This window comes from Microbacterium sp. NPDC089698 (assembly GCF_044749045.1).
Classification (GTDB): Bacteria; Actinomycetota; Actinomycetes; order Actinomycetales; family Microbacteriaceae; genus Microbacterium.
The window spans coordinates 782,729-798,006 of sequence record NZ_JBIVHE010000001.1; the positions used below are offsets into that span (position 1 = coordinate 782,729).

General features: G+C 71.7%; 17 protein-coding genes. 8 read left to right on the forward strand and 9 right to left on the reverse strand.

Annotation, left to right across the window (positions count from 1 at the left end; all coding sequences use genetic code 11):
• Position 1: 1 nt before the first annotated feature.
• The 3 genes from ACIPY5_RS03760 to ACIPY5_RS03770 all read right to left on the reverse strand — a co-directional run bounded on the left by ACIPY5_RS03760 (position 2) and on the right by ACIPY5_RS03770 (position 3,236).
• The gene (locus tag ACIPY5_RS03760; protein ID WP_400966852.1) at positions 2 to 1,678 is read right to left on the reverse strand and encodes a ribonuclease J; all 1,677 of its coding nucleotides are present in this window, start codon (positions 1,676 to 1,678) and stop codon (positions 2 to 4) included.
• 129 nt (positions 1,679 to 1,807) lie between these two features.
• Positions 1,808 to 2,785: a 4-hydroxy-tetrahydrodipicolinate synthase gene (dapA, locus tag ACIPY5_RS03765; RefSeq protein ID WP_045273778.1), complete on the reverse strand. Its 978-nt coding sequence runs from the start codon at positions 2,783 to 2,785 to the stop codon at positions 1,808 to 1,810.
• Between the two features lie 28 nt (positions 2,786 to 2,813).
• A complete protein-coding gene (locus ACIPY5_RS03770; RefSeq protein ID WP_400966856.1) occupies positions 2,814 to 3,236 on the reverse strand; it encodes an EF-Tu/IF-2/RF-3 family GTPase in 423 nt (140 codons plus the stop codon).
• A 41-nt stretch (positions 3,237 to 3,277) separates the two neighbouring features.
• On the opposite strand from ACIPY5_RS03770, the gene ACIPY5_RS03775 reads away from it, so the two are divergent.
• Positions 3,278 to 3,817: an NUDIX domain-containing protein gene (locus ACIPY5_RS03775; RefSeq protein ID WP_400966859.1), complete on the forward strand. Its 540-nt coding sequence runs from the start codon at positions 3,278 to 3,280 to the stop codon at positions 3,815 to 3,817.
• A gap of 144 nt (positions 3,818 to 3,961) precedes the next feature.
• On the opposite strand, the gene ACIPY5_RS03780 is transcribed toward ACIPY5_RS03775, so the two are convergent.
• From ACIPY5_RS03780 to ACIPY5_RS03790, 3 genes are read right to left on the reverse strand one after another with little or no spacing between them, the layout of a single operon-like run.
• On the reverse strand, positions 3,962 to 4,723 hold the full coding sequence (locus tag ACIPY5_RS03780; RefSeq protein ID WP_400966862.1) for an SDR family NAD(P)-dependent oxidoreductase: 762 nt from the start codon (positions 4,721 to 4,723) through the stop codon (positions 3,962 to 3,964).
• A 31-nt stretch (positions 4,724 to 4,754) separates the two neighbouring features.
• Positions 4,755 to 5,231 carry a dihydrofolate reductase gene (locus ACIPY5_RS03785; protein ID WP_400966865.1) on the reverse strand — a complete coding sequence of 159 codons (477 nt, stop codon included), beginning with the start codon at positions 5,229 to 5,231 and terminating at the stop codon, positions 4,755 to 4,757.
• Entirely contained in the window at positions 5,228 to 6,037 is an 810-nt protein-coding gene (locus tag ACIPY5_RS03790; RefSeq protein ID WP_309340569.1) for a thymidylate synthase, read from the reverse strand. Before ACIPY5_RS03790 ends, ACIPY5_RS03785 begins: the two co-directional genes overlap by 4 nt.
• A 197-nt stretch (positions 6,038 to 6,234) precedes the next feature.
• On the opposite strand from ACIPY5_RS03790, the gene ACIPY5_RS03795 reads away from it, so the two are divergent.
• The 3 genes from ACIPY5_RS03795 to ACIPY5_RS03805 are packed head-to-tail and all read left to right on the forward strand — an operon-like array spanning position 6,235 to position 7,750.
• On the forward strand, positions 6,235 to 6,672 hold the full coding sequence (locus ACIPY5_RS03795; protein WP_400966869.1) for a thioredoxin family protein: 438 nt from the start codon (positions 6,235 to 6,237) through the stop codon (positions 6,670 to 6,672).
• Positions 6,669 to 7,289 (forward strand): DUF4395 domain-containing protein, encoded by a 621-nt coding sequence (locus ACIPY5_RS03800; protein WP_400966872.1) that lies wholly within the window; start codon positions 6,669 to 6,671, stop codon positions 7,287 to 7,289. Before ACIPY5_RS03795 ends, ACIPY5_RS03800 begins: the two co-directional genes overlap by 4 nt.
• Positions 7,290 to 7,324: 35 nt before the next feature.
• Entirely contained in the window at positions 7,325 to 7,750 is a 426-nt protein-coding gene (locus ACIPY5_RS03805; RefSeq protein ID WP_309340575.1) for an OsmC family peroxiredoxin, read from the forward strand.
• Positions 7,751 to 7,804: 54 nt separating this feature from the next.
• Here ACIPY5_RS03805 and ACIPY5_RS03810 read toward each other — a convergent pair whose 3' ends face one another.
• Entirely contained in the window at positions 7,805 to 8,254 is a 450-nt protein-coding gene (locus tag ACIPY5_RS03810; RefSeq protein ID WP_309340577.1) for a hypothetical protein, read from the reverse strand.
• A gap of 111 nt (positions 8,255 to 8,365) precedes the next feature.
• Here ACIPY5_RS03810 and ACIPY5_RS03815 point away from each other — a divergent pair, with 111 nt between their 5' ends.
• Both ACIPY5_RS03815 and ACIPY5_RS03820 read left to right on the forward strand, forming a co-directional pair.
• On the forward strand, positions 8,366 to 9,370 hold the full coding sequence (locus ACIPY5_RS03815) for an ATP-binding cassette domain-containing protein (RefSeq protein WP_400966877.1): 1,005 nt from the start codon (positions 8,366 to 8,368) through the stop codon (positions 9,368 to 9,370).
• Positions 9,367 to 10,197 carry an ABC transporter permease gene (locus ACIPY5_RS03820; RefSeq protein ID WP_309340582.1) on the forward strand — a complete coding sequence of 277 codons (831 nt, stop codon included), beginning with the start codon at positions 9,367 to 9,369 and terminating at the stop codon, positions 10,195 to 10,197. Before ACIPY5_RS03815 ends, ACIPY5_RS03820 begins: the two co-directional genes overlap by 4 nt.
• 83 nt (positions 10,198 to 10,280) lie before the next feature.
• Here ACIPY5_RS03820 and ACIPY5_RS03825 read toward each other — a convergent pair whose 3' ends face one another.
• Positions 10,281 to 13,436 (reverse strand): ATP-binding protein, encoded by a 3,156-nt coding sequence (locus ACIPY5_RS03825; RefSeq protein WP_400966880.1) that lies wholly within the window; start codon positions 13,434 to 13,436, stop codon positions 10,281 to 10,283.
• Complete coding sequence (gene dapB / locus ACIPY5_RS03830; protein ID WP_400966883.1) at positions 13,433 to 14,179, reverse strand: 4-hydroxy-tetrahydrodipicolinate reductase; 747 nt, start codon at positions 14,177 to 14,179, stop codon at positions 13,433 to 13,435. The genes ACIPY5_RS03825 and dapB overlap by 4 nt, the downstream gene beginning before the upstream one ends.
• A 147-nt stretch (positions 14,180 to 14,326) precedes the next feature.
• Here dapB and ACIPY5_RS03835 point away from each other — a divergent pair, with 147 nt between their 5' ends.
• Together ACIPY5_RS03835 and ACIPY5_RS03840 are read left to right on the forward strand one after the other, a co-directional pair.
• A complete protein-coding gene (locus tag ACIPY5_RS03835; protein ID WP_400966886.1) occupies positions 14,327 to 14,800 on the forward strand; it encodes a GNAT family N-acetyltransferase in 474 nt (157 codons plus the stop codon).
• On the forward strand, positions 14,797 to 15,231 hold the full coding sequence (locus ACIPY5_RS03840) for a pyrimidine dimer DNA glycosylase/endonuclease V (protein WP_400966889.1): 435 nt from the start codon (positions 14,797 to 14,799) through the stop codon (positions 15,229 to 15,231). The genes ACIPY5_RS03835 and ACIPY5_RS03840 overlap by 4 nt, the downstream gene beginning before the upstream one ends.
• Positions 15,232 to 15,278 lie beyond the last annotated feature (47 nt).

Below are 15,278 nucleotides of genomic sequence, written 5' to 3' on the forward strand. Positions count from 1 at the left end.
CTCAGGCCTCGATGACGAGCGGGACGATCATCGGGCGGCGGCGCAGCTTCTGGTTGACCCAGCGGCCGATCGTGCGTCGCACGATCTGCGAGAGCGCGTGGTTGTCGCGCACCCCGTTGCCGGCCGCCTCCTTGAGCGCGGCGACGATCTTCGGCGCCACGTCGTCGAAGACCGAGTCGTCCTCCGCGACGCCGCGCGCGTGGATCTCCGGGCCCGAGATGATGCGGCCGGTCGTCGAGTCGACCACCACGATGATGGACACGAAGCCCTCCTCGCCGAGGATCCGCCGGTCCTTCAGGTCCGCATCGGTGATCTCGCCGACCGTGGAGCCGTCCACATACACGAAGCCGATGTCGAGCTGCCCCGCGACACGGGCGACGCCGTCCTTGAGATCGATCACGGTGCCGTTGGAGCCGAGGATCGTGCGCTCCTCCGGAATTCCGGTGTCCTGCGCGAGCTTCGCGTTCGCCATCAGGTGGCGGTACTCGCCGTGCACGGGGAGCACGTTCTTCGGCTTCAGGATGTTGTAGCAGTACAGCAGCTCGCCGGCCGCGGCGTGGCCCGAGACGTGCACCCGGGCGTTCGCCTTGTGCACGACGTTCGCGCCGAGCTTGGTCAGCCCGTCGATCACGCGGTAGACCGCGTTCTCGTTGCCCGGGATGAGGCTCGACGCCAGGATGACGGTGTCACCGGGGCCGGGCTCGATCGCGTGGTCGAGGTTGGCCATGCGGCTGAGGACGGCCATCGGCTCGCCCTGGGATCCGGTCGACATGTAGACGATCTGATCCTCGGGGAGGTCGCGCGCCTTCTTGTAGTCGATGAGCACGCCGTCCGGCACCTTGAGGTACCCGAGCTGCTCCGCGATCGTCATGTTGCGGACCATGCTGCGTCCGAGGAACGCCACGCGGCGGCCGTGTGCGTGCGCGGCGTCGATGACCTGCTGCACGCGGTGCACGTGACTGGAGAAGCTCGCGACGATCACACGGCGCGGCGCCTTGCCGATGACCTGGTCGAGCACGGGGCCGATCGAGCGCTCCGTCGGCGTGAATCCGGGCACGTCGGCGTTGGTCGAGTCGACGAGGAACAGGTCGACGCCCTCCTCGCCGAGGCGCGAGAACGCGCGGAGGTCGGTGATGCGCCCGTCCAGCGGGAGCTGGTCCATCTTGAAGTCGCCGGTGGCGAGGACCATGCCCGCGGGGGTGCGGATCGCGACGGCCAGCGCGTCGGGGATCGAGTGGTTGACCGCGACGAACTCGAGGTCGAACGGACCGACCTGCTCGCGCTGGCCCTCCTTCACTGTGAGAGTGAAGGGCTTGATCCGGTGCTCCTTGAGCTTGGCCTCGACGAGGGCCAGGGTCAGACCGGATCCGATCAGCGGGATGTCGCCCTTGAGCCGCAGCAGGTAGGGAACCGCGCCGATGTGGTCCTCGTGGCCGTGCGTGAGCACGACCCCGACGATGTCGTCGAGGCGGTCCTTGATGGGCTCGAAGTCGGGCAGGATCAGGTCGACACCGGGCTGGTGCTCCTCGGGGAACAGCACGCCGCAGTCGACGACGAGGAGCTTGCCCTCGTACTCGAAGACGGTCATGTTGCGGCCGACCTCCCCGAGCCCGCCCAGCGGCGTGACGCGGAGGGTGCCGGGGGCGAGAGCTTCGGGATCGGCGAGGGGGATGTTCATGTGGTGCCTCCTAGGCGGGGCGCGCGGCGCGCCCGATGTTCGTGGTTCCCCTGCCGGCCGGGACCGGATCCGCCAGCGCGTTCCGCGCGGATCCGTCCGGGTCGAGCCCGATGCCCACCGGCCACGCCCTCATCGGGTCGTGCCGTGCACCTTGGGGAGTGCGCCGCCGGCGGCGGCATTGCGGTCCGGGCGGAAGTCGGAGAAGTCCGCGCCGGGGATGTCCTTGACGAGCGCGAGCTCGTCCTCGATGAGGGCGGCCTCCCACTCCTCCGGCCCCACCAGGGGCAGGCGGACGCGGGGGCTCGTGATGCGGCCGAGGCCGTGCAGGATGTACTTCGCCGACACCGTGCCGGGAACGTGCGTCATCGCGGCGCGGACGAGCGGCTCGAGGCGCTTGTGCTCGGCGGTCGCGGCGGCGAGGTCGCCGCGGTTGACCGCGTCGACGATCGCCCGGTACGGCGCAGAGGTGATGTTCGCGGTGACGCCGATGAGGCCGGTGGCGCCGATCGAGAGGTGCGGGAGCACGTTCGAGTCGTCGCCGGAGAAGTACATCAGGTCGGTCTGGTTGAGCACTCGGCTGACCTCGGAGAAGTCGCCCTTGGCGTCCTTCACCGCGAGGATGTTCGGGTGCTTGGCGAGACGGAGGATCGTCTCGTACTTGATCGGCACGCCCGTGCGGCCGGGGATGTCGTAGAGGATCACCGGAAGGTCGGTGGCGTCCGCGACGAGGCGGAAGTGCGTGAGGATGCCCGCCTGGGTGGGCTTGTTGTAGTACGGCGTGACGATCATGATGCCGTCGGCGCCGGCCTTCTCGCTGGCCTTGTAGAGCTCGATCGCGTGCGCGGTCTCGTTGGATCCGCCGCCGGTGATGATCTTCGCCCGGCCTGCGGCGACGTCCTTGCCGACCTCGACGAGGCGCAGCTTCTCGGCGTCGGTGAGGGTCGAGGTCTCCCCCGTCGTCCCGGTCACGACGATGCCGTCCGCACCGTCCGAGATGACACGGTCGATGTGCTTCTCGACGGAGGGCCAGTCGACCTCGCCGTCGGCCGTCATCGGGGTGATGAGGGCGACGAGCACCTGTCCGAAGGGATTGCCCGTGTGCGTCATGGGTCCAGCGTAATGGTTCGGACGATGCTCACGCTGTCGGCGTGACGCGGATGACGTCGCCGCGGGCCAGATCCACCGAGGGCTTGAGCAGCAGGCCGGCGGCCGTGCCCGCCGGCGCCTCGTCGGCCCTCTTGCGGAACATCTCGATGCCCGTGACCGTGCTGGTGCCGGCCTGCGCGGCGCCGCGGAGCACCACGACACGGTCGCCCATGCGCATCGTTCCCGTCGTGGTCCTGCCCGTGGCGACCTGCCCGCGCCCGGTGATCGTGAAGACGTCCTCGACGACGAACTCGGACGTTCCGATCCCCGCCGAGACCGTGCCCGCGCTCGCGGCGATGCCCGCGCCAGGAGCGATCCCCGCGGCGGCCAGGCGCTCGGCCTCCTGCGCGTTGTACTGCCGGAGCATCTCGTTCGCGTCCAGCGGATCCTTCTTCTTCCCGAACCAGCCCATGCGTTCGAGCCTAGAGGGGACGGCCGGTTAGGCTCGCGCACATGGCCTGGCAGACGCGGGACTCGCGCATCGTCTACGACAACCGCTGGATCTCGGTGCGGGAGGATCGGGTCTCCGGCCCCGCCGGCGACGGGATCTACGGCGTGGTCACCCTGAAGAACCCTGCCGTGTTCGTCGTCGCGCTCGACGAGCACGATCGCGTCTGTCTCGTCACGATCGATCGGTACACGACGGGACGCTCGGTCGAGGTGCCCGCGGGAGGCACGGACGGCGAGGATCCGCTCCTCGCCGCCCAGCGCGAGCTGCGCGAGGAGACCGGGCTCGAGGCGGACGAGTGGACGCCGATCGGCACCATGAACGCACTCAACGGCGTGACCGTGGCGCCGGAGCACGTCTTCCTCGCCCGAGGCCTGCGCCATGCCGCGGACAGCGCCGACACGCAGGCAGAGGAGGGCATCGACGCGATGGCGTGGGTGCCGTTCGCCGAGGCGCTCGCGATGGTCGCCGACGGGCGGATCCGCGACGGCGAGACGGTCGCCGCCCTCGCCTACGCGGGGATCCGGTTGGGTCGATTCGCCTGAGCGCGGCTTCGGGACTCCCGCGACGATCCGCACACGCTGCGACGATCCGCACACGAATCCGGTGCTTCGGTGCGCGGATCGTGACAGACAGTCCAGATCGTCGCACTGCGCACTGCGCGCAGCGGCGCGGCGGCCGGCGGCGTCCTACATGCGGCCGCGACGGGCGATGCGGGTCGTGAGCGAGCGCGGGGCCAGCCGCGAGCCGACGACCACCGCCTTGTAGCGCAGCGACGGGATCACCACCGACCTGCCCCGTGCGGCGGCGCGCAGGCCCTCGCGCACCACGAAGGGCGCGTCCAGCCACAGGAACCGCGGCACCCCCTCCTGGCCTGCGCCGAGCCCCATCCGGGAGTGGAAGGTGGTGTGCACGAAGCCGGGGCAGAGCGCGGTGACGGTGACGCCGTCCCTGGCGTACTCGTCGTCGGCCCAGCGGGTGAAGCCGATGAGCCACGCCTTGCAGGCCGAATACGTGGATCGTGAGATGAAGCCGGCCACCGAGGCGACGTTGACGATCCGACCTCCGCGGCCGCGCATCGCCCGGAGCGCCGCGTGCATGAGCCGCATCGGGGCTTCGACGTGCACGCGCAGATGGCGCACCTCGTCCGCGATGTCGTTGTCGGCGAAGTGCAGCGGAAGCCCGAAACCGGCGTTGTTCACGAGCAGATCGATCGGACGCCCGGCATCGGAGATCCGCTGCGCGACGCGGTCGACGTCGTGCTCCTCGGCGAGGTCGGCGAGGAGCACCTCGACCGCGACGCCGTGGCTCGCGCGGAGCTCCGCGGCGAGCGCCTCCAGCGCGTCCTCCGAACGGGCGACCAGCACGAGGTCCGCGCCGCGGTCGGCGAGCTGGCGGGCGAACTCGGCGCCGAGCCCGGCGCTGGCGCCGGTGATGAGGGCGGTCGGCATGCGGATCCTCCTGTCGGGTCGGGCGGTGCAGTCAGCGCTGGTAGCCGAGGAAGCGGAAGCGGATCCCGGTCCTGCTGATCTGCCACTCCCCCTCGGAGACGAGGCGGAAGCCCTCGCGCGACGGGGCGAAGGCGTCGCCCGGGACATCCAGGTCGAGCTCGGTCACCTCCAGGCGGTCGGCATCGCCGATCACCTCACGGAAGATCTCTCCCCCGCCGATCACCCAGGCCTCGTCGAGACCGGCGAGCGCATCGGAGAGGGATCCCGCCGTCCTGGTGCCATCGGCGGACCAGCCCGCCTGCCGCGTGATCACGATGTTCTCGCGGCCGGGAAGGGGCCTGAACCGCTCGGGGAGCGATTCCCAGGTCCGCCGGCCCATGGCCACGGGAGCGCCCAGCGTGACCTCCTTGAAGTGCGCGAGGTCCTCCGGCACGTGCCAGGGCATCGTGCCGCCGGCGCCGATCACACCGCCGTGCGCCTCGGCCCAGACCAGGCCGATGCGGGTCATACCGCGACCGCCGCCCGGATCGCCGGGTGGTGCTGGTAGTCCTCGACCACGAAGTCCTCGTAGGCGTAATCGAAGATCGACGCGGGCTTCCGCGTGATCCTCAGGGTCGGGTACGGATAGGGCTCGCGCGTGAGCTGCTCCCGCACCTGCTCGACGTGGTTGTCGTAGATGTGGCAGTCGCCGCCCGTCCAGACGAAGTCGCCCGGCTCGAGGCCGGTCTGCTGCGCCACCATCAGGGTGAGCAGCGCGTAGGACGCGATGTTGAACGGCACTCCGAGGAACAGATCGGCGCTGCGCTGGTAGAGCTGGCAGGACAGCTTGCCGTCTGCCACGTAGAACTGGAACAGCGCATGGCAGGGAGCCAGCGCCATGTCGGGGATGTCGGCCGGGTTCCATGCGGACACGATGATGCGGCGCGAATCCGGCGTCTTCCGGATCTGGTCGATCACCTGCTGCAGCTGGTCGATGTGGCCGCCGTCCGGCGTGGGCCAGGAGCGCCACTGCACACCGTAGACCGGGCCGAGGTCGCCGTCGGCGTCCGCCCACTCGTCCCAGATGGTGACGCCGTTCTCCTGCAGCCACTTCACATTCGAGTCGCCGCGCAGGAACCACAGCAGCTCATAGGCGATCGACTTGAAGTGCACGCGCTTGGTCGTGATGAGCGGGAAGCCCTGCGACAGGTCGAACCGGATCTGCCGGCCGAACACGCTGGTCGTGCCGGTGCCGGTGCGATCGTCCTTGTGCGTGCCGCCGGCCAGCACGTCGCGGAGCAGGTCTTCGTACGGCGTGGGGATCGCGGCGCTCATGCGTTTCAGCGTACCGGGGGCCACCGACGCACGGGCCGTTCGACAGGCTAGAGACCGGCAGGCTCAGAGAACGGCAGGCTCAGAGAACGGCAGGCTCAGGGACCGGCAGGCTCGGGGACCGGCAGGACCGGAGTCCGCGCCCTGACTCGAACCGTCATATCCGCCCGCTCCCCCGCGGACGGACGTAGCCTCGGACCATGTCCCTGCCGATCGCCGTCGCCGTGGTCGCCGCGCTGCTCGTGGTGACCGTGCTCGCCGGCGTGCTGCTGCACCGCAGGGACGGCCGCGCGGTCGCGGTGCACGGCGACCGGCACGTGGATCCCGCGGATCTCATGCGTCCGCTGGGCGCGCACGCGACCCTCGTGCAGTTCAGCACCGAGTTCTGCGCACGCTGCCCGCAGGTGCGGCGCATGCTCGGATCCGTCGCCGACGAACGCGACGGCGTCGTGCACGCGGAGGTCGATCTCACCTCGCGCTCCGATCTCGCCGCACGTTACAAGGTGCTCTCCACGCCGACGACGCTCATCGTCGATCCCGAGGGACGGATCCGCTCCCGCTTCACCGGCGTGCCCACCCGGGCCGCCGTGCTCTCGGCCCTCGACGGCGCCGAACACGTCCAGGAGGCCACCGCATGACCGCTCCCGCCGGCATCGATCCCCGCGGTCCCCGCTTCGCCGCCTGGATCACGTCCGCCCTGCTCCTCGTGGCGACCGTGCTCGGGCTCGTCTCGGGCCCGTCGCCCACGACGATCTCGTTCGGCTGGTTCGCGTATCAGCCGCTCGCGGACGCCACCTACATCTCCGGCGACTTCGCCTTCATCGCCGGGCGCCCGTTCTGGGCCCAGATCCTGCTGCTCCGGGCGACGCAGCCCGCATTCCTGCTCACCCTCGCGATCGCGCTGCTCTTCCTCTGGGGCGTGCTCTCTCCGCGCACCCAGCCGTGGAGCCTGCTGTTCCGCACGCTCGTGCGTCCGCGCCTCGCTCCGCCGCGCGAGCTCGAGGACCCGCGTCCCCCGCGATTCGCGCAGGGCGTCGGCCTGCTCGTCGTGACGGTCGGTCTCGTCCTGCATCTGCTCGGCGTGCCGTGGGCGCTGCCGATCGCGACCGCGATGGCGTTCGTCGCCGCCTTCCTGAACGCGGCGTTCGGGCTGTGCCTGGGCTGCCAGCTGTACCTGCTGCTGCAGCGCGCCGGGATCCTGGGCCGCGCCGCGACTTCCCTGAGAAGTACGGATCGGTCCCGGCCCGGTCGATAGGCTGGCAGCCTCACCCATTCCGATCGGAGGATCCCATGTCCGTCACGAGCGAAGCCGCTGCCACCTGGACCGGAAGTCTCATCGAGGGCGAGGGATCCGTCTCCTTCTCCTCCTCGCACCTGGGCACGTTCCCCCTGAACTGGAAGGCCCGGTCGGAGGGCTCCGACACCACGACCACGCCCGAGGAGCTCATCGCCGCCGCGCACTCCTCCTGCTTCAGCATGGCGCTCTCGCACGCGCTGGCCGGCAACGGCACCCCCGCCGAGCGCGTCGACACGACGGCCTCGGTCACGTTCAAGCCGGGCGTCGGCATCACCGGCAGCCACCTCAACGTCAACGCCTCGGTGCCGGGCCTCGACCCCGAGACCTTCCAGCGCCTCGCCCAGGAGGCCAAGACCGGCTGCCCCGTGTCCGCGGCGCTCTCCGGCATCGAGATCACGCTCGAGGCGACTCTCGCCTGAGGTTCCTCGTCTCGCCGAACGGCCGTGTCCCTCCCGGGACGCGGCCGTTTCGTTTCAGAGGGCGGAGGGCTGCTTGGCCAGGCGGATCGCGGCACGGATCGCCGCGCGCGCGTCCTTGCGGTGGCCCGCCGCGTCGTGCACGACGCCGAGGCGGTACTGCGCTCGCCAGTCCCCGGGCTCCGCAGCGGCGGCCGCTCCGTACTCCGACACCAGCCGGTCGGCGTCCTCGGGCAGCAGCCGTCCGTTCGGACGCAGGTTCTCCGGCGCCTCGGGCATCCCGCCCTCGCCGTCCAGTGTGCGGCCCAGACGATCCGCGGCCAGGCCGAACTGCAGCTCGCGCACGAGCGCCCAGGCGCCGATCAGCGGCATCACCAGCAGGGCGACGCCCATCGTGATCCCGAGCGCCTGCCCCGAGCCGAGCAGCACGATCGCTCGCCAGCCGACGAGCGCGATGTACAGCACGAGGAGCGCGGCCATGACGGCGACGCCGATGCGGGAACCCATCCCTCCATCCTAGGTCGGCGCACTCGGCGCGATCCGCGGCGCTCAGGTCGCGGAAAGCGCGAGACAGCGGCGAGACAGCGCGGCGAAAGCGGGGCGGCGGATGCTCGGAGCATGACGAATCCCACCACCGACTGGGCCCTCGAGGCCGACGGACTCGTGAAGGTGTTCGGTGAGAACCGCGCGGTCGACGGCGTCGACCTGCGCGTGCGCACCGGCTCCGTCTACGGCGTCCTCGGCCCGAACGGCGCCGGCAAGACCACCACCATCAACATGCTCGCGACCCTCATGCGCCCCGACGGCGGATCCGGCCGGGTCTTCGGCCACGACGTCGTGCGCGACGCGCACATCGTGCGCCAGCTCATCGGCGTCACGGGGCAGTTCGCCTCGGTCGACGAGACCCTGTCCGCCACCGAGAACCTCATGATCTTCGCCCGGCTGCTCGGCCTCAGCCGCAGCGAGGCGAACGCCAAGTCCGCCGACCTGCTGGAGCGCTTCGGTCTCGCCGAGGCCGCGCGGCGCCCCCTCAAGCAGTTCTCCGGCGGCATGCGCCGACGGCTCGACCTGGCGGCGTCGCTGCTCGCGCAGCCCCCGCTGATCTTCCTCGACGAGCCCACCACAGGACTGGATCCGCGCACCCGCGGTCAGATGTGGGACACGATCCGCGAGCTCGTGCACACCGGATCCACCGTGCTCCTCACCACCCAGTACCTCGACGAGGCCGACCAGCTCGCCGACCGCATCGCCGTGATCGACCACGGCAGGGTCGTGGCCGAAGGCACGCCGGACGACCTCAAGGCGTCCGTCGGAACCTCCTCGCTGCAGCTGCGCGTGCGCGACGCCGCCGACACGGCCGATGCGCTGCGCGCGATCGAGCAGACGCTCGGCGTGCGCGGCGTGCTCTCCCCCGAGGCGTCCCGGATCACCGCTCCGCTGGCGGATCCGGATCGGGTCGCCGAACTGCTCATCATGCTCCGCGAGGCCGGAATCGGCCTCTCCGAGGTGAGCGTGCAGAAGCCCACTCTCGACGAGGTGTTCCTCACCCTCACCGGCCACCCGGCCGAGGAGGACTCCTCGGACGACTCCACCACCGCACAGATCCAGGAGGTCAGCGCATGACCACCCTCGCCCCCACCGCCGGACGGATCGTCCCGGCCTCCGAGCGCCGGCTCAGCCCGCGCGCGAGCCTGTCCCTGACCCTGCGCAACACCGTCACGATGGCGGCGCGCGGTCTCATCAAGATCCGGCGCACGCCGGAACAGCTCGTCGATGTGACGGTGCAGCCGATCCTGTTCACGCTGATGTTCACGTACATCTTCGGCGGCGCGATCTCCGGCAACGTCACGAACTACCTGCCCGTCATCATCCCCGGCATCCTCGTGCAGACCGTCATCACCACGTCGGTGGTGACCGGGGTGCAGCTGCGCGAGGACATGGACAAGGGCGTGTTCGACCGGTTCCGCTCGCTGCCGATCGCGCGCATCGCCCCGCTGTCCGGCGCGCTTCTCGCCGACACGATCCGCTACGGCATCGCGACCGTGCTCACGTTCGCGATGGGCTTCGTGATGGGCTTCCGCCCCGCCGGCGGAATCGGTGCCGTGATCGGCGCAGGCCTGCTGGTGATCGTGTGCTCCTGGGCGATCAGCTGGATCTTCGCCTTCGCCGGCGTGATCGCGCGGACCGCATCGAGCGTGCAGGGCATCTCGATGATGATCCTGTTCCCGCTCACCTTCCTGTCCAACGCGTTCGTCCCCGTGGACACGATGCCGGGCTGGCTGCAGTGGTTCGTGAACGTCAATCCGGTCTCGCACCTGGTGACGGCGGTGCGCGACCTCGCCAATGCGGGCACCTTCGGCGTCGACGCCTGGGTCTCGCTGCTCGGCGCCGCCGTGATCGTCGCGGTCTTCGCCCCGCTCACCGTGCGCGCGTACATGCGCAAGGCCTGAACCGCCCGGCGAAGGGGCGCCCTCGTCGAGGGCGCCCCTTCGTCATGCCCGGCAGAGCTCAGGCGGCACGACGCCGTCCTCGCTCAGCGCGAGCCCAGCACGACGAGGCCGCGCGCCACGCGGTCCGCAGGCTCCAGGGCGGCCGCGTTCGTCCTCGCCGCCGCGAGGGCCTCGGCTCCGGCGATCCGCTCCGCATCCGCGAAGTGCATCGAAAGATCGAGGCTCGGCATGTTCTGCCGCCCGCCCAGCACCTCGGCGAGCGCGATGGCCTCCGTCCCGCGCGCGATCAGCTCCGGCTGCCGCAGCGCCCAGGCCGACCAGCCGATCAGCGCCGTGCCGAGGACAGGCCGGTCCACGCCTTCGCGGCGCTGTCGGCAGGCGGCGATCGTGCGCGTGCGCAGGCGTCGCTCCCAGACCGCGAGCTCCGCCGCCGGCACGTCGAGGTCGCGGACGGCCGCGGAGAGGTATCCCGACAGTGCCATCAGGTACCAGGGCGAGCGGCGGTGCACGGGATCGGCGAACGCTCCCATCGCGCGGCCGAAGGCCTCGGCCGCCTCCGCCGCATTCCCGTCGAGCAGCTCGGCCTCCGCGAGGCCGTACAGTCCGATTGACCCCAGTTCAACGCCGTCCTGGCTCAGCCCGCCCTCCTCGATGAGCCGGGTGAACAGCGCCCGCGCCTCGCCGCCGCGGCCCAGGCAGAGCAGCGCGCCACCGCGCACCCACTCCTGATGATTGATCTGGTCCTGCGCGTCGAACTCCTCGAAGACCTCCTTCGCACGCTCGATCCAGGTCATCGCCTCCGCGGGGCGCGCCGACTGCGCGGCCAGCTGCGCCGCAAGATCGGCGGCCATGCCCTCGGCCCAGCGCTCGTCGAGGCTCCGCGCCCGTTGCCAGGCGCTGCGGGCCGCCTCCATGGCCACCTCGGCCTCGCCGTCGTTCTCCGCGCGATGCGAGCGCAGCACGTCCGCCGTGAGCTGCGCGCGCGGATCCGATCCGTGCACGAGCTCCGACACGGCGCCCAGCGGCCCTCCCCGGCCCACCGCGAGCAGCGCGTCTGCGAGGAGCTGCCAGGACGGCGCGAGCGCGTCCCCCGCGGTGCGCACCGCGCGGGTGACGAAGGCGAGTCCGCGTGCAGCGAGCGGATCCCCGCTGATCATGCAGCCGAGCGAGGCCATCACGACCGCCATGACCTGCAGATCGGGGTCGATGGCACCGGCCGGCAGGGCGTCCACGATCTCGATCATCGGTCCGGCGTAGCCGATGAACTCGGTGAAGGATCCGCGGATGAACCACGACTGCCCGAGGACGGTGAACAGGCGCACCGCGTCGGCGCCGCGGCGCGCGGCCACCAGGTGCCGCAGCACATGCACGAGGTTGTCGTGCTCGCGCGTGATCGCGAGGTGGGCGTGCGCGGTCAGCCCCGAGGGGAACGCCCGGGCCCGTGCGCCGTGCTCGGCGACGAAGGCGAGCGCCCAGGCGACCACGGCCTCCCAGGCGTCCTCCTCCGCCCCGGTCTCGGCGAGGCGGTCGTGCCCGAACTCGCGCACGGTCTCCAGCATCCGGAACCGTACGGTGCCGTCGGCGACCTCGATGACGTTCAGCAGCGATTGCGAGACGAGGCCCTCCAGGACATCGTCGGAGGCGGTGCCCAGCAGGGCGTCGGCGGTGTCCGCGGAGAAGCCGCCCGGAAGCACGGAGAGCAGCGCGAGCGCCTGCCGGGCGTCGGGGGCGAGCAGGTCCCAGCTCCACTCGATCACGGCCTCCAGCGTGCGGTGACGCTCGGGCGCCGCACGGTCGCCCGAGGTCAGCAGCGCGAAGCGGTTCTCCAGCCGCTTCTCGATCTGCTCCGGCGTCATCGTGCGCACGCGCGCGGCCGCGAGCTCGATCGCGAGCGGCAGCCCGTCCAGGCGCTCGCACAGTCGCGCGACTACCACGAGATCGAGCGTCGCCCCGGGGCGCGCCGCATGCGCTCGCTCCACGAACAGGCGCACCGCGGGAGCCGCGTCCGTCGCCTCGATCTCCAGCGGCTCCAGCGCCAGGACGCGTTCTGCGGAGATCGCGAGCGGCGTCCGGCTCGTGGTGAGGATCCGCAGCGACGGCACCGCGGCGAGAAGGTCAGCGGTCCACCGTGCGACGCCCTCGATGACCTGCTCGCAGTTGTCCAGCACGAGCAGCGTGGTCCGGTCGCCCAGGGCGCCCACGATCCGCGCGCCGAGGTCGGGGCGCGGACGCTGCTCGGACAGCCTGCCGCCCGGCACGTTCTCGCTGATCCCCAGGGCGGCGGCGATCGCCAACGGCACCCCCGCGTCCGCGCGCACGCCCGCGAGCGGGACGACGACCACCGCGGGGGCGGCGGACTCCGCCGCCAGCGCCTGCGCGAGCCGGGTCTTGCCCAGTCCTCCCGCGCCCATGATGGTCACGAGCCGCGCCGAGCGCAGCAGGGAGCGCGCGATCGCGAGGGCGTCGTCGCGGCCGATGAGCTCGTTCGGAGCAGCCTGCACCCCGATCCGCACCCGCGGGCCGTCGTCCTGCCCGCGCAGCAGCTGCGCGTTGAGCTCCACGAGGGCGGCGCTGGGCGAGCTCCCCAGCGCGTCCGCGAGCGTGCCGCGGAGGCGGGCGAAGACGCCGAGTGCCTCGGGGGCGCGGCCGTCCTCGGCGAGGGCCGTCATCAGCGCGGCATGCGCGGCCTCGTCGAGCGGGTGGGAGGCGGCGAGCTCCTCGAGGATCCCGATGCCCTCGGCGGCCTGACCGGAGGCGACGAGCGCGGCGGCGAGGCAGCCGCGCAGCGCGGCATGCAGCGCCTGCGCCTCGGCCGCGAGGTCTTCCGCGATCGGAGCGCCGGCGAGGTCGACGCCGGGTTCGCCCCGCCAGAGGGCGATCGCCGCGCGCAGCAGCCGGATGCGGTCCGGATCTCCGTCGTCGAGCGTCTCCGCCTCGGCGTGCAGGCGGCGCGCGGTGTGCAGGTCGGTGTCGGCGGTGCCGAGCGCATAACCTCCCGGCGCACTCGCGATCGCGTCGGATCCGGCCAGCGCCCTGGCCCGCGACACGAGCGTCTGCAGCGCGGCCTTCGGATTCTGCGGCTGATCCTCGCCCCAGACCTCGTCGGCGAGCGCGGGGACGGACCGGGTCGTGCCGGTGCCGGCGAGGACCAGGGCCGCCAGCAGCGCGCGCATGGGCGTGCCGCCGGCGTCGCGATCCGCGATCCGCACCGGGCCGAGCACGCCGATGCGCGCCGTCATGCGCGCGGCCGGATCCCCAGGTCGATCACGTCCTCCAGCCCGACGACCACACCGCGCAGGTCCCGTGCGTAGGGCAGCGCGAGGCGGATCCCGGGGGCGTACGCCGCCGCCGACTGCACGGTGTCGTGCACGATCGACAGCGACTCCCCGGGGCCGGAGAGGATGACCTCCTGCTTCGCGATCACGCCGGGGCGGCGCAGCGAATGCACGGGAACGCTCGCCACCTGCTGTCCGCGGGCGCGCTGATCGACGTGCGGTGCGTCCACGGGTCCGTGCTCGGCGCGCGCGGCGGCGATGAGCTCGGCGGTGCGCACGGCGGTGCCGCTGGGCGAATCGATCTTGGTGTGCTGGTGCGCCTCGATGATCTCCACGGATCCGAAGAACGGGGCGGCCAGGGCGGCGAGGGCCGTGCCGAGCACCGATCCGAGCGAGAAGTTCGGCACGAACAGGGCGCCCGTGCCGGCGGCCTCGATGGCCGGGCGGACCTGCGCGATGCGGTCGGCGGACCATCCGGAGGTGGCGACGAGGAGGTTGATGCCCCGGTCGGTCGCGGCGCGCACGATCTCGACGCTGGAGGCCGGAGTGGTCGCGTCGACCACGAGGTCCGCGCCGTCGAGCTCGTCCATCGTGCTGGCCGATCCGAGGACCGCCCCGATCTCGAATCCGTCGAGATGCGCGATCACGTCGCCGATGATGGTGCCGAGCTTGCCGGAGGCGCCCACCAGGGCCACGCGCGTCGTCATGCCCTCAGTCTATTCAGCGCCTCGGACGCGGGAGCCTCCCGGCGCGGCGCACGACGCGGAGCGTGATGGAAGCTCTCGATGCTCCGCGTCGTCGAGGCTCACGACGCGTCCGAACCGCAGGGCCGCGGCATCGATTACCGTCGGATCATGCCCACGTTCCGCATCGCGTCCCCCGAGGCCGCCGACGCCCACGCCGTGCTCGTCGACTACTTCGCCCTGCGCGCGGCGGAGTTCCCCGGAGGCAACTACTCCCCCACGTATCCGACCGCCGCGGCGTTCCAGGCTCCGGACGGCGTCTTCCTCCTGCTCGAGGACGAGGGCCGGATCGTCGGCTGCGGCGGGATCCGCCGTGTCGGGATGCCCGAAGGCGAGACGGACGTGTTCGAGATCAAGCACGTCTTCCTCCGCCCCGAGACCCGCGGCCGGGGCTGGGGCCGGCTGCTGCTGGACGAGCTCGAGCGCCGCGCACGCCGCCTCGGGGCTGCCGCGCTGGTGCTCGACACCCACCACACGCTCGAGGCGGCGGGGCACCTGTACCGCAACAGCGGCTTCACCGAGATCCCGCGCTACAACGAGAACCCGAACGCGACCCGGTGGTACCGCAAGGAGCTTCGCGCATGAGGCTGTGGTCGGTGCACCCCCAGCACTACGACCGGCAGGCGCTGACGGCGTGCTGGCGCGAAGGGCTGCTCGCGCAGGCCGTCATCGCGGATCCCACCCGCCGGGGCTATGCACACCATCCCCAGCTCCAGCGCTTCCGCGAGACGCGCGATCCGCTCGCCGCGATCGGCGACTATCTCGCGGCCGTCGTCGACGAGGCGGATGCGCGTGGCTACCGCTTCGCCAGGGAGAAGATCCTCAAGACCGGGCCGGTCGAACGCATCCTGGTCCCCCGCGGTCAGCTCGAGTACGAGTGGGGACATCTGCTGCGCAAGCTGGAGGGCCGCACTCCGGAGCTCTGGGAGCGCTGGCGTGCGCTCCCCCTCCCGTCGCCCCATCCGCTGTTCACCGTCGTGGACGGCCCGATCGCCGACTGGGAACGGGTCGGCTGAGCCTGCGCTGCCCCTCGCGGCGCGACGATCCGCACACGATGCGACGA